Annotated in this window: 9 protein-coding genes; 3 read left to right on the forward strand and 6 right to left on the reverse strand. The window is 42.3% G+C overall.

Annotated elements, in window-relative coordinates; translation table 11 throughout:
- Positions 1-11: 11 nt before the first annotated feature.
- The 6 genes from DF182_RS24390 to DF182_RS24415 form a co-directional block, all read right to left on the reverse strand.
- Positions 12-2,264: a peptidase domain-containing ABC transporter gene (locus DF182_RS24390; RefSeq protein ID WP_113618393.1), complete on the reverse strand. Its 2,253-nt coding sequence runs from the start codon at positions 2,262-2,264 to the stop codon at positions 12-14.
- Positions 2,265-2,287: 23 nt separating this feature from the next.
- Entirely contained in the window at positions 2,288-3,247 is a 960-nt protein-coding gene (locus tag DF182_RS24395) for an alpha-1,2-fucosyltransferase (protein ID WP_113618394.1), read from the reverse strand.
- A 29-nt stretch (positions 3,248-3,276) separates the two neighbouring features.
- Positions 3,277-5,616, reverse strand: coding sequence for an outer membrane beta-barrel protein (locus DF182_RS24400; RefSeq protein WP_161964247.1), 2,340 nt, complete (start codon positions 5,614-5,616; stop codon positions 3,277-3,279).
- A 112-nt stretch (positions 5,617-5,728) separates the two neighbouring features.
- On the reverse strand, positions 5,729-6,556 hold the full coding sequence (locus DF182_RS24405) for a hypothetical protein (protein ID WP_113618396.1): 828 nt from the start codon (positions 6,554-6,556) through the stop codon (positions 5,729-5,731).
- A 27-nt stretch (positions 6,557-6,583) separates the two neighbouring features.
- Positions 6,584-7,738, reverse strand: a complete 1,155-nt coding sequence (locus DF182_RS24410; RefSeq protein ID WP_113618397.1) for a radical SAM protein — start codon at positions 7,736-7,738, stop codon at positions 6,584-6,586.
- Between the two features lie 19 nt (positions 7,739-7,757).
- Complete coding sequence (locus tag DF182_RS24415) at positions 7,758-8,945, reverse strand: radical SAM protein (RefSeq protein WP_113618398.1); 1,188 nt, start codon at positions 8,943-8,945, stop codon at positions 7,758-7,760.
- Between the two features lie 358 nt (positions 8,946-9,303).
- On the opposite strand from DF182_RS24415, the gene DF182_RS24420 reads away from it, so the two are divergent.
- The 3 genes from DF182_RS24420 to DF182_RS24430 are packed head-to-tail and all read left to right on the forward strand — an operon-like array spanning position 9,304 to position 14,420.
- On the forward strand, positions 9,304-9,945 hold the full coding sequence (locus DF182_RS24420; protein WP_113618399.1) for an RNA polymerase sigma factor: 642 nt from the start codon (positions 9,304-9,306) through the stop codon (positions 9,943-9,945).
- A gap of 52 nt (positions 9,946-9,997) precedes the next feature.
- On the forward strand, positions 9,998-11,008 hold the full coding sequence (locus tag DF182_RS24425; RefSeq protein ID WP_161964248.1) for a FecR family protein: 1,011 nt from the start codon (positions 9,998-10,000) through the stop codon (positions 11,006-11,008).
- Positions 11,009-11,042: 34 nt separating this feature from the next.
- Positions 11,043-14,420: a TonB-dependent receptor gene (locus DF182_RS24430; RefSeq protein ID WP_113618401.1), complete on the forward strand. Its 3,378-nt coding sequence runs from the start codon at positions 11,043-11,045 to the stop codon at positions 14,418-14,420.
- Positions 14,421-14,426 lie beyond the last annotated feature (6 nt).

Here is a 14,426-nt window from a genome sequence, read left to right on the forward strand (position 1 = left end):
TTTGTATTTGTTTAAGCTACACCTAATTCTAATTGATTTTTTACCAACTCGAAGTAATATCCTTTTAAAGCCGCAAGGCTCCAATGGTCTCCCCGTTCTACTATACAGCCATCCTTCATTACAATTATCTGGTCAGCATTTTTTACGGTGCTTAATCTATGTGCGATAACAACCACTGTTTTTCCCTGATAAAACTTGGACAGGTTCTCCATAATGGCTTTTTCATTATTCGAATCCAAAGCACTGGTAGCTTCGTCAAAGAACAAATACTTCGGATCTTTATAAACCGCCCGGGCGATAAAAAGACGTTGTTTCTGACCTCCACTCAAACAGGATCCGGTGTTGCTGACCTTGGTGGAGAAACCCAGAGGAAGATTATTAATATAGTCCGTGAGGTTAGCGATTTTTATTGCTTCGTCCAGCTTCTCCATAGAAATACGACTATCATCCATGGCTATATTCTGAGCAATGGAGTCATTAAAGACAAAGCCATCCTGCATGACGGTGCCACAGTTTGTACGCCATTGATTGGCAGACATAGTAACAAGATCAGTTCCATCCACTAATATTTTTCCTTCACCGGGCGGATAGAACTTCAATAGTAATTTCATTAAAGTTGTTTTTCCACTTCCGCTGGAACCTACGATTGCCGTTATTTTTCCTTTGGGGATATGTATACTGATGTTTTTAAGTACGGGAGCACTTTTAGGTGATCCATATCTAAAGCTCAGGTTAGATATAGTGATCCCTTCTCCATGAATATCACGTAAATTATCTGCGGCGGTATTTTTTACTTCTGGTGCTACGGCGTCATTCAACAGCGCATCTTCATTGATTTCTTCATCATTTTTATTATGTATTTCTCCCAGTCTATCCAGGCTTATTTTAGCATCCTGTATGTTTCTTACAAAATTAATCAACTGTATTAGCGGATTATTCATTTGTCCTATGATGTAGGAAATACTCAGCATTACACCCAGTGATATTTGTTGGTGTATGACTAACATGGCTGCAGAATAGGAGATGAGTATATTCTTCAATTGGGTAAAAAAAGACGCCCCGATTTCCTGGTATTGCTCTAATGCCAGACTTTTGATGTTAACCTGGAACAACTTTGCCTGTATTCGCTCCCAGTTCCAGCGCCTGGACCGCTGGCTGTTGTACAGTTTTATTTCCTGCATCCCGGTAATAATCTCAAACAAACTGTTCTGCGTTTCCCTGGCGCGTTGAAAACGGTTATAGTCAATGTTTTTCCGTTGCTTTAAAAATATACATATCCATAATATGGACAATGCACTTCCAATGCAGAAGATCGCTAATAAAGTAAGGCTGTATAATGATAGTACAAAGGAGTAAACAACGAGGCTAATTAATGAAAACACAGTGCTTAATGTAGATCCTGTTAAAAATGTTTCAACACGTTTGTGGTCGGCTATGCGCTGTGTAAGATCACCTACATTTTTAGATTCAAAAAAACTAACGGGAAGTTTCATTATTTTAATAAGGAAACTGGATATAATGGATACACTTATCCGCGTGCTTACATGCAAAAGTATCCGGTTCCTGATAAGGTCGACCACGAAACTACCCGTGAATAACAATAGCTGAGATAATAGTATCAGGTGAATGAAGTGTATATTTTTTCTGTTAACACCAAAGTCGATCAGGCTTTGTGTCAGAAATGGAAAACACAACCCGATGAGATTACTCAATATAATGCCAAGAAAAAGCTGGAAGAAATATCTTTTATACGGTCTTACGTAATCCAGTAAGAATCTAAAGCCCTCGTTTTTTTCGGATTTGTTTTCCTGTTTAAGATAAAAATCAGGTGTGGGTTCCAGCAATAAGGCAACACCTTTATTTTCCGCGGCGCTTACCCAACATTTCAGGAAAGTACTTTCATCTACTTTCACGAGAGCATGTCCCGGATCGGCGATAATAAATTCTCTTTTTCCACCAAAAAAACTATTCTGTACTTTATACAGCACCACAAAATGCTTTTGTTGCCAATGGAGAATACAAGGCAATGGGGCTTTTTCTGTTAGCTGTTCGTAGCTGATTTTAGTAACCATAGATCTGAATCCGATGGTTTCTGCTGCTTCACTAAGTCCCAGCAGACTCACGCCACTTTGAGTAATATAAGAATGGCTTCTTAAAAAATTGAGGGAATAATCCTTTCCAAAAAAAGCAGCGATCATCCTCAGGCAGGTAGGCCCGCAGTCCATGAAATCAAGCTGACGGAAGTACTTATATTTCTTTTTCACAGTACTTGGTTTTATATTATCTACTAGGCCTGCTCCTGGCCGATCATCTCATAATAGTTTACGCAATGCGCTGCTTTATTAGTAAAATGTTTATGAAATCCTATGGTGAATTCAGTCTGCAGGACAGGGGCTTCCGGGTTATCAATATAATAGGTCGGAACATTCCCGTAGTAGGAAGCCCAACCGCTGAATGTACTTGGTGGAGCAATTATATAATCACATTTTGCCAGCGTATACAGATCTATTATTTCACTTTTCCGGATGTATACAACGGGCAAGGTAGAGAAGGAATGCATATCAATTTCCTCATCCGAGCAGATAATAAAAACAACAGAAGAAGGATTGTCGTGTCCGGATAACAACTGTTGCATTTCCTGTATTTTTCTTACATAAACAGTGTCCTCATAAAACCATTTTCCTCCCTGGTAGTTTTTGTAATCGCCTCTTCTGATATGTATGCCTATCAATGTTTTCCCGAATTTCCGGGCTTTGTTTACTATTGTATCAATTAGTCCGGCATATTTCTCTCTGGGCTTAAAAATATCACGGATGAAGAAGAGGTGTTTGGGCATGTTGATATGGTCGGTAAACCGCCAGCCTTCTACAAAGAGCACTTTGTTTTTGGCTTTCTCCAGGAAACGGGCATCATTCATATCGCAATACAATGCACCATTGGGTTGTGATGCAGGAATAATCGTAAGGTAATCCAGGAATGGGAGGCTTTTCCTTTTCTTCAGGAATTTGAAAAGTCCGCTGGCAATTTTGATCAATATCGAATTAAGGGTACCTGATCTCGAAAAATGAAACCTGACACCTGTTAATTTAAGGGTTGCATTATCCTCCAGGTCAAAATATTGCTGGTATGCCTCCGGAAAAGACAAATAATAAAACGAGTATCCATGCTCTATTGAATTGGCAATAAATGCCGAAGCATGCAATAACCTGTTCCCCAACTGGCCGTTCTTATACAAGTTGATAACCATTTGAAGTTATTTTATGTAGACTTTACCTCCTATCTGCTCTTAACGCGCGATTCTTCTTCACTGCTTCTGATATTGAGGCTTTTAATACTTTGCCTTAATTTTTGCAGATCAAATTCCAACCTTATATCAAAGGTCCTGGAGCCACGGAACTGATTGATTTCATTTTGAAAACCATCCGTATTTTGCACCATCTTGTCTTTCATGCCCAGGAACATGTCCCGGTATTCTGCCACCAGGATAATCTTCTTGTTAAGAAATTCTTTCCGGATGCCGGTTGTAATAGAGCTTTGAGGTTTAAACCGGTATATATCGTATACTGAACTGGTGGTATAATAACTATTGGCAGTGAACAGGAATCCTGGCAGTATGGTGAAGGTATTTAATGTTGTAAAGGTGAAATTATATCCCTGGAGATGATAGTTTTTGCCATTAAACTGCGAATTGAATTCATCATTCAATAAGGTGCCGGAAACCTGCAGGGTATACCATTTGGTAATCTCTTTTATATAACTTAATGCAAATACCAGGCTTTTTCTATTGTTAATGTTTACCATTTTTAAGGTCAGTATCTGACTTTGAAAATCGTAAAAAGGCATCTGACTGATCACATCATCTCTTTTCCTATAAGAGATATTCAGGTTAATATTTTTATAGTTGAAGTTTGCTTCATAACTATTGAAGATGGCAGGCTGGAGATAAGGATTTCCTTCTATTCTTGTGTACGGGCTTGAAATGATAGAAAACGGGTTTAGGTCGCTATAGGCGGGCCTTTGTAGTTTTCGGGTATAAGACAGGTCTATATTTAAGCTCCGGTTAAAAAAGTCTCTGGATATATTAAAATAGGGTAGGAGATTACCATATTCCCTGACGAACTTTTGTTTTGTTGTGACAAGATCTCCGCTACCCCTGGTATATTCATACCTTACCCCTGCTGTAAGATTAAAACCTTTAATAGCCCGGCTGGCATTTACATAGCCTGCAAATATCTGTTCATCATATGCAAAGTTGTTGGTCCGTGCTGAATCCCTCCTGTAGAATGATCCGGCCAGTGTATCATAGACGAGATTATTATCAGCAGTAGTAGTACTGGCCTTTATACCTGTTTTGAACCTAAAATCTTTCCATCTTTTTTTGAGATCGGCGTTGAAAGTCAATAACCTGGTTTGGGATACAACGTCATTCAGTGTACTGTTGAGCCCAGTTATGGCACTGTTGGTAATATCAATCTGCTGATGCTGGTCCTGATCAAAATAACCATGGTTTACCTGCATACTGAGGTCGCTTGTGCTATCAATTTTGAGTTGATAGAAAAGGGTACTGGCAATAGATCTGTTGATGGAAGAAATATCATTATTGCTGTTAATCTCCTGACCGTATGCCTGTGGTTTTATAAAGACCAAAGTACTGTTGGTGAGGGTATTTTCTTTATAATCTCCGTATATCCCCCGAACACTCAGACCCAGCTTTGATTTATCATTGAGCGGTTTTTCGTAATTGAGTCTCAGGGAATGGCTATTGGGTATTTGTTTGGAAAAGGAATGCTCTGAATAAGTGTTTTTAAACTGGCTGGTTTCTGTTTGCCTGTTACTTTCAAAATCCAGGAGTCCACTATACTTTGAATAATCATAATCGGCCTGGAAATAATGTCCTCCGTCTTTTTGATGAACATATCCCAAACCTCCGTACAGCTGGTTAAATTGATTCCTGCCATATCCAAGGTAGCCGTTTACGTTAGAACCATTTACGTATTTGGCTTTGTTAAGTGTTATGTCTATTACTGCATTATAATTGCCATCATATTCTGATCCCGGGGCTGTAATTAATTCTATCTTCTTTATTTCATTCGCCGGCAGATTCTTTAATTCCTGGATAGACAAAGGACTTCTTTTCCCGTTTATTAAAACAACAGGTTGAACGGTTCCGTTTATCCGGATATTGTCCTGCACTACAGAAACGGCTGGGAGCCTGGCAATGAGGTTCAATGCATTACCGGAAGTTTGATAGATTTTATTGGTAGCATCTATGATTAATTTGCCATTTTCACTTCTGATGGGCGGTGTGGATCCCGCAATATTGATGGCTTTGAGTGTGGTAGTACTGTCTAATAGAATCAGGTTCTGTAAGTCGATGTCCTTGTCAGTAAGGACTATATTGTTATTGGTCCATATTTTATAGCCTATAGAGGCTATTTTAAGAGTATAGTGGCCGGCAGCCAGCTGGGGCAGGATGAATTTACCTGTAGTATCCAAAACAGTTTGCGCAACAATCCCATTACTGTTTAAACGTTCCGCCGCAACCATACCTGTGGTAACCGGAATGCTGCTCTGAGAAATAACAGCTCCGCTTATCCGGAATTTTTTTTCATTCATTTGGCCGATGCATATCGTAGTTTTAAATGCAAGCAGTAGTCCAATAAAGTATATTAGTCTTTTTTTAATCATGTAATAGTGTGGAATTTAGCTACAGATTCGTTCTTGTGCGTTATAGTGAAAAGTGTCCAAGCAATGTGTAAGTAATATCGGGGGCTGTACTGCCTATATTGGATCCGTCATGCAGTATATTCTCAGTGGGAGCGATATAAGCCTGGTAAGGATCAAGTGGGATCCGAACAATAGGATAAGTACCATAAGTCCGGCAAAACAGCTGGCTTAAATGCCATTGGGTATTTTTGGCGTTAAAACTACCTTTTTGGTTGAGTATCCAGGTTTTCATTTCACTTAAGGGTTGATTCACAAATAGGAAGTATCTCTTCTGCGTACCTAAGTTAATACATAATCTGTTTTGTGCATCATGGGCTTTATCTATTGCCAGGTTATCAATATTGTCGATATGAAGCCCTGTATACTGTTTTCCTTTGAAATACTTTGTCGTAGTTGATAAGTTGGCGTCGTTTACCGAATAAAATCCCTTCGAAATTTCTTTTCCTTCCTGCAGAAAATGCGAACAGTATTTATTTAAAAGATCAGCATATTGCCTGAATAGTTCTTTTTTCTCAGATTGAACTTTCAGGAAATGGCGTTTGGAAATTACTTTATTTAAAGTAATGTTTTCAAATTTATTTTTCAATACACCCGGAATATCGAAAATATAAATGGTGGATGAGGACTCATTACCTGACTGTAGGTCGGCTTTCAGCATCGATAGTTCATCCTCAGTGATTTTCCGCCATTCATCCCGGGGCTTGTAGGCATTACTAATGTATGAGATACCCGTAGCAGCACGTTCTTTAGCCACTTCACATCCGGTTGAAATTTCCAAAGAAGCATATGTAGCTTCAGATGCAATTATTTTCACGCCTTCTTTCAGCATTGTTATAATATTTAAATTAGATAAATATCATGCTTCAACCAGTTCATACTTTTTGAGTATCTCATAAACGCTGTTCCGTATATGTGTATATATCTTCCCGAGATCATTGCAGTATATGGAGGGATTATCGAAGCTATTTGACTTTTTATACCGGTGAACAATATGTCCACCTCCGCATACTTCCTTCACCTGACAAGCATTACATTTGTCGCACAAACTGTTATGGCTTTTATAATACAACCTGGCCAGATTTGAGCTAAGTGCGTCGTCTATACTATTTGTACTGATATTTAAATTTTCCTTTGTGAACCCATCTCCGCATATTTTCAGCGAATCGATAGATTCGATTCCTCCATCTGTTTCTATTACCAGAACACTGTTGTTTTCTGATCCCATTTCATCGGATATCGTGGATTTCCCCATGATCAGGCTGATTGCATTTACAAAGCGTCTTATCTGAATAGGGGAAGTGCTTTTGGAATCAAGGATCCATCGATCAAAAATTTTAATTAACCAATCGGCATACCTTGTTTCAGTAGCGAGATTAATATGTTGGGGAAGACATTCGTAGTTAAGATCAGGAAATAAAAAATCAATACTCCTTATGCCGGTTGATTTGAAGAACTCATACATTTCGATAGGATCAGTATCCACGTTGATGACACATAACATTTTGGCCGTTTGCTCCAGGCCATTAGCCTTTAGCGTGTTGATCCCTTCAAGCACTTTTAAAAAGGTCCCTTTCCCGGAATGGTCCACCCTGTGTTTGTCATGCACGGCCTGAGGCCCGTCCAGACTGACCCCAACCCGTATGTTATATTTAATAAACAGTTGACACCATTCATCTGTAAGCAGGATTCCATTAGTTTGAACAGAGAAAAAGAGCTTCACTCCTGTATCAATTGTTCTCCTGGCTTTCTCCACAAATTCACTGAAAAATTCTTTTTTTGCCAGTAGCGGTTCTCCTCCATGAAAAATGAAAAAGAATCGTTGCAACGAGTGACGGAGACAATGCTCTTTTACTTTCAGAAGTAATATGTCAACCGTATCCTGACTCATAAACTTAGGCTGCTGCAAGTATGTTTGGTCTTCGAAACTATACATATAGCAGTAAGAGCAGTTAATATTACACCTACTGGCAATTTTCATCACCAAAGCGGAACAATATGGATCTCCAGTCATTTTCTTTTATTTTCAGTTATTAAAAACATTCTTCCAGTTCCTCAAACGACATTTGTTTGTATGGCACTTCACCATCAACATAAGTAGAAATTTTTTCGACTACTCTGTTTCGGATATGGTTGATAATCTTCATTAAATCCCTGCAATAGATGGATGGATTGTCAAATTCGTTTTCATTGCTGTAGCGATGTGGAAGGTATCCGCCGCCACAAATATTTTGTACAGGACAACGCTGGCATTTTTCATGCAGGACCAGGTGACTTTGATTGTATAGTTTTATGAGATCTTTGGAAAAGGAATCTTCAATAGAATGAGTCAGTACATTTACTCCTTGCTTGGTGAAACCATCTCCGCAAATCTTTAACACGTCAACGGGTTCTATATTTCCATCTGTTTCGATAACCAGTACCTGGTTTTCATGATTGCCGAGGAAATCACTGGATTGATAACGGCCAACAATACCATGTGAAATATTTTCAAACAAGCGGATCTTCGGCCTGTACTGATCTGTATCATAATACCAGGCATCGTAAAAACGAATAAGCCAGTCTGCATAGGCTGTACTGGTGGCCCATTGGTATTCCAGGTAAGGATGAGCGTAATTGGAATCAGGAAACAGCAGGTCGAGGTATACTATATCCAGCTCTTTAAAGTGACGATATAAATCAGCCGGGTCTGTTTCAAGGTCAATCACTGTCAATATTCCTCCGCTTAAATTATGGCCTGAATGCTGCAGGGCTTTGATTCCCTTAACTACATCCTTGTAGCTTCCTTTACCATTATGATATACCCTGTTTTTGTCGTTTGTCGTTTCATTACCGTCCAGGCTGATCCCAATGGCAACTTTATGTTCATTAAAAAAATCACACCATTCCTGATTCAGCAATATGCCATTGGTTTGAATGGAAAAATTAAGCGGGATATTATAGGACGAAAATACATTCCTGGCTTTCCGGATAAAATTTTCAAAAAAATTCATCCCGGCAAGTAGAGGCTCACCTCCGTGAAAGCTCATCTGGAACTTCTTAAGTTTTCTTTCATACGCGTGTGCGGCCGCTTTTTGAATAACGGCATCTGCAACTTCATCTGACATCACCTTGGGTTGATTTTTGTAAGTCATGTCACCAAGGTTATACATATAGCAGTAGGTACAGTTCAGGTTACACCGGCTTGACACCTTTATCACCAAATAAGAACAGGTCGCCATAAGAATAATTATTTTTTTATTACTTAATACATCCAAATGAATATAAAACAGATGTTATTTGTTCCCCAATTTTTTAGATAAATTAGATCCTTCAATAGACGAGTGTAGTTAATCAGCACAACCAGTGAAATGTGGGTATCATTTTTCGTTTTGGCCACTATCTTTCTGTCTACTTGATAAAAATAATAAGATGAGCAACGGGGAATTCTGCCGGGTGTATTGTCTTCCCCGGAACATAAAAAAAACAACACTTCCGATATTAAAAATCAATTCTTTCAATCTAAATCCCTTAATTTGCTGCTGGATAGACTAAACCAACTTTTACTCCCTGGACGGACCAACCAAAACGCTCAGTTGTATGCTCAACGCTCATCACGCTACTGATACCAGCGCAGGCAGGTATTGTGAAAAAGATTATGCAGGTTTCTGGTATGAAATGCAGCAGGACAATGAACAGGGCCTGTATAAGATTTACCATGACCTTTACGATAACTTCTACCACTATGGTATCTCTGTTGTGCTGGAAAAAGGTATCGTCAAAGAAGCTATCAATGACATTTTCGTAGATATCTGGCGGAAACGCCATCAGCTGGACATGCCGGAGAATATCCAGGCATATCTTTTTATATGCTTTAAAAGAAAACTGTATAAGATCCTCACCAAAACCCAGAAAGGGATTACCCTTACTGATAGTCAGCTGTTTCCCGAACCGGAAGAGCTGCCCTATGAATCAGTGCTGATCCGTCAGGAAACCGATGCACAGGTGAAGAATAAACTGGAACAAATGCTGGCGCTGCTCACCAGCCGTCAGAAAGAATTTATCCGCATGCGCTTTTATGAAGACCTGAGCATAGAGGAAATAGCAGTTAAGACAGCCGCCACCCCCCGCACCATCTATAATACCATCCACAATGCCCTCGTCCGCATCCGGGAAGTATATACCGATGCCACATTTATCGCACTGCTGCTGCTTTTGATCGATATGGAAAAAAATTCCTGATTTCTTTGGTAAAAAAACAGGCATTCCTCCCTCTTTATATAAAATGCCTGGAATGGACTTACAGCAGTATAAGGCGGAAGACTTTATTTTAAACGATTCATTCGTACGTTACTGCCTGCGCAGTAATGATACGGACGTGCAGTTCTGGGAAAACTGGCTGGAACGTTATCCGCATAAACAGGAAGAAGCGGAAAAGGCACGGCAGTGGCTGTTCCGCCTGGGACTTCGTCTTACGCCGGAAGAAAAGGATGCCGAGTTTGGCAAGCTGAAAGCGGTCATCTCAGTAGCAGATACGCCGGAAAAAAAGATTTCCTGGAAAAAGATCGCAAGAATCGCTGCAGCTATCGTATTACCACTGACAGCTACCACCTGGTGGCTGACAACACAACGGCAGGTGGCTCCTGCTGCTGATCAGGAAGCCTACACCATTTTTAAGGCTACGGATAGCCTCCGGCGTCAGGTAACACTGGCCGATGGAAGTCTGGTGATACTCAACCCGCACAGTGTGCTGAAAGTTCCCACCTCCTATAATCAAAAGCAACGTAACCTGCAGCTGGAAGGGGAGGCCCTGTTTGAAGTGGCCAAAGCGGAAGACAAACCATTTGTAGTGAGTGCCGGTAATATCCATGTACAGGCGCTGGGCACCGCCTTTAAATTAAGAGCTTACCATTTTGATAAAGAAGCTGCTGTAAAACTGGTGGAAGGAAAGGTACGGGTAGCGCAGGAAACAGCCGTAGCAGAACTGCTGCCCGGAGAACAACTCATCACCGGCAGAAACCACGCCCGCTTTAATAAAAACAGGTTCGATCTGGAACGGGAAAAAGCATGGCGCAGCGGTCGTCTCGTCTTTCACAATGCATCTCCCGCAGATATCGCCGCCACATTGGAATACTGGTATGGTATCAACATAAAAGTAATCACACGAAAAAACAAACCTATCCGCTTTAACGGCGTATTCAACAACAAACCGCTGCAGGAAGTATTGACGGCCGTTTGTTTCGTCAACGGGCTCGAGTCTGTCACAAAAAATGACACTTTATTCGTGCAACCAATAAGTAAATAGTCCTACAGGTTCATCTAAACAACCAAAATGCGTTATGAAGAAAACATCCCTTCTAAGGGCATGCTGTGCCATGCTCCTGTCTACCCTTTTGCTAAGTTGGGTGCAAATAGCAGAAGGCCTGAAAGATAAGATTGACGTAGGTTTTAGGCAAACAAAGGTGCTCAGCGTGCTGCAGTACCTCGAGAAAAATACCCGCCTGAAATTTTCGTACAATCTCGATGATCTGGAAAAACTGAAACCTGTGACCATCGATAAAAAAGAGCGGACAGTAGAAAATCTGCTCCAGGAGATCAGCCATGCTACCTCCCTGCAATTCCGGATGACTGAAGACATCATCCTGGTAAAAGCAGCACCAGCTACCTCTCTGGCGGTAGCACAGCCTGCACAGGAAAAACCGGTGGAAGGCGTGGTGAAGGCCGCTGGCGGCGAAGCGCTACCAGGTGTTAGTGTACGCGTAAAAGGTACTGCCCATGGAATGCTTACCGATGTACAGGGCCGCTTCAAATTCACTGACCTGCCTGCAGGATCTGTATTGGAAGTGTCTTTCATCGGTTATGAAAAACAGGAGGTAACTGTCAACGGTCAATCACCGCTGACTGTTACCCTTGCTGCTTCCACCAAAGTACTGGACCAGGTAGTGGTAGTAGGTTATGGTACACAGAGTAAAAGAAATGTGAGTGCAGCCATCACCTCCGTAAAAGGCAGCGAAATTTCCAACGTGGCCACCAATAACCCTGTCAATGCATTGCAGGGTAAAGTAGCAGGCCTCACTGTTACCAATACCGGCGGTGCCCCCGGCGGTATGGCCGATATCAGACTGCGTGGTATCAGTACCTTCGGTAGCCATCAGCCACTCTTCGTCATCGATGGTAGCCCCGGCGATCCCTATTACCTCAATAACAACGATATTGCTTCCATAGAAGTACTGAAAGATGGTGCTGCTGCCTCTATCTACGGTTCTAAAAGTGCCAACGGTGTAATCCTCGTCACCACTAAAAAAGGAAAAAAAGGTGCCCCGAAAATTGAATTCAACACCTGGTACAGCGTTGTCAACCCCACCGGTAAACTGCACCTGCTCGATGCGGATGGTTACCTGAAAGTTCATAGCATGATGTACGATGCCGCCCCGGCCGGCACCAAAAAACCCGCTTACCTCAAAACAGGTGTTACCGCTAACACCAACTGGCAGGATGAAATCCTCGGTCAGGGTAACAGCGAAAACTATAGCCTTAACCTCACCGGTGGCAGCGAATATTTTAACTATGGCCTCAGCGGTAACATCGCCAACGAAAAAGGTACGCTGCTGGGAACCAATTTTAAAAAGAAATCCATCCGCTCCCGCAATGAGTATAAAAAAGGACGCCTTACAGTAGAAGCTAACCTGGTATATGCTGAAACACAGCGCAGAGACGTTCCGTATAGTGTGAAAGACGCCTTCTTCCAGTCGCCACTGTTACCTGTATACGATAGCAAGGAGAAATACGGATATGCCATGCAGATCAACCAGCTGCCTAAATATGAGAATGCCGTAGGGGTGAACTTTTACAATGATAACAGCAATAAAACACAGTATTTCAACGGTAATGCGCGGCTGTCACTCGAACTGCTGAAAGGCATGAAGTTCGTTACCAATCTTAACCTGGCCAACTCTACTTACTTTACCTACAATTATCATCCTCCTTACCGCGCCAATGCCAATGATCCGCTGATCCCATATGCAAGATTGGAAGACGGACGCACCACCTACCGGGAACGGCTGATGGAAAATCTGTTGTACTATGATCGCAGCTTTGGTAAACATAACCTCAACCTCCTGGCAGGTTATACGGCAGCAGAAAGCGCTTCCAATAGTTTAACTGCAGTGGCAGACGGTAAAACCACCGTTTATTCTGTAGTAGATGGTCAGATCGTATCTAATGTGATACCTGGCGGATTTCTGGACCCATCCTTCAATACTATGGATGGTGCCAGTGGCGGTACTTACAGTGCTGGCGGTACCCGCTGGCAGTACAACCGTCTCTCCTGGCTGGGCCGTGTAAACTATGCCTATGATGGAAAATATCTCCTCCAGCTTTCCGTACGTCGTGATGGTTCCTCCAAATTCGGTGAAAACCGCCGCTATGGTACTTTCCCTTCTGCTTCTATCGGATGGAACCTGCAGAGTGAACCCTTCATGCAACAGTTCAACTGGCTTACCATGTTGAAACTCCGCGCCAGCTATGGTCGCCTGGGTAACGAAGATGTACTCACTGCCTATGATCATCAGCAGCTGATCCTCATCAAAAATGTACAGGGTGGTGGTTATGTACAGGGTGCCGGTTCTACAGCATGGCCTGGTGGTGCAGCCTACGATCTGCGCAACAAAGATCTGCGCTGGGAAACCAACGTTAGCCGCAACATCGGTTTCGACTTCAGTATCAATAACAAACTTACCGGTGCTTTCAACTACTTCAACAATACTACCATCGACCTGCTGATCAGAAAGGCATTGGCTCCCAGCAATGGCCTCAATGATCCTGTTATGAACGTGGGCCGTATCGCTAACCGCGGTTGGGAACTGGAACTCACCTGGGCTGATAAAAAAGGTGACTTCAACTATAGTGTAACCGGCACCGTTAGCCAGGTGAAAAACAAAGTGCTGGAACTCGCCAACGACGGACAGAAACTCTACGGCGTAGGCCTCAAATACGGCACAGGCCCCGTTCCCAATACTACCCAGGTAGGTAGCGAAATGGGTGCGTTTTACCTGTACGAGGCAGATGGTATCTTCCAGTCTGATGCAGAAGTAGCGGCGTATAAAAACAGCAAAGGCGAACTGCTGCAGCCGGATGCCAAAGCCGGTGATATCCGCTTTAAAGATACCAACGGTGACGGTGTAATTGACAACAACGATAAAACCTACCAGGGCAGCGCTTTCCCTAAAATCGAATACGGACTGAATATGAGCGTAGCCTGGAAAGGCTTCGATCTGCAGCTCTTCTGGCAGGGTGTGGGTGGTAATAAACTCTACAACGGTAACAAATACGAGTTACAGGGTATGGATGCCGGCCGTAACTTCGACGTGAGCACACTCAACGCCTGGACACCACAGAACACCAATACCAATGTACCACGTGCTGTATTGGGTGATCCCAACAATAACAACCGTGAGTCTACCCGTTTCCTCGAAAGCGGCAGCTACCTGCGTCTGAAAATGCTCTCCCTGGGATATTCATTCTCTCCGAAGCTGCTGCAGCAGGCGAAGGTATCACGCTTACGCCTGTACGTAAGTGCGCAGAACATACTCACCTTCACCAAATACTCTGGCCCGGATCCTGAAATTGGCCGTACCGATGTGCTGAACAACGGTCTTGACCGCATGATGTATCCGCAAAACAAAGTATTGATGGCTGGCGCTCAGCTGGAATTCTAACAGTCT

It is taken from the genome of Chitinophaga flava, assembly GCF_003308995.1.
Lineage (GTDB): Bacteria > Bacteroidota > Bacteroidia > Chitinophagales > Chitinophagaceae > Chitinophaga > Chitinophaga flava.

Excerpts from the sequence above, each read along its gene's own strand:
- DF182_RS24395 (WP_113618394.1), bottom strand. The coding sequence starts at position 3,247 with ATGGTTATCAACTTGTATAAGAACGGCCAGTTGGGGAACAGGTTATTG.
- DF182_RS24400 (WP_161964247.1), bottom strand. The coding sequence starts at position 5,616 with ATGAATGAAAAAAAATTCCGGATAAGCGGAGCTGTTATTTCTCAGAGC.
- DF182_RS24405 (WP_113618396.1), bottom strand. The coding sequence starts at position 6,556 with ATGCTGAAAGAAGGCGTGAAAATAATTGCATCTGAAGCTACATATGCT.
- DF182_RS24410 (WP_113618397.1), bottom strand. The coding sequence starts at position 7,738 with ATGACTGGAGATCCATATTGTTCCGCTTTGGTGATGAAAATTGCCAGT.
- DF182_RS24415 (WP_113618398.1), bottom strand. The coding sequence starts at position 8,945 with ATGGCGACCTGTTCTTATTTGGTGATAAAGGTGTCAAGCCGGTGTAAC.
- DF182_RS24420 (WP_113618399.1), top strand. The coding sequence starts at position 9,304 with ATGCTCAACGCTCATCACGCTACTGATACCAGCGCAGGCAGGTATTGT.
- DF182_RS24425 (WP_161964248.1), top strand. The coding sequence starts at position 9,998 with ATGGACTTACAGCAGTATAAGGCGGAAGACTTTATTTTAAACGATTCA.
- DF182_RS24430 (WP_113618401.1), top strand. The coding sequence starts at position 11,043 with ATGAAGAAAACATCCCTTCTAAGGGCATGCTGTGCCATGCTCCTGTCT.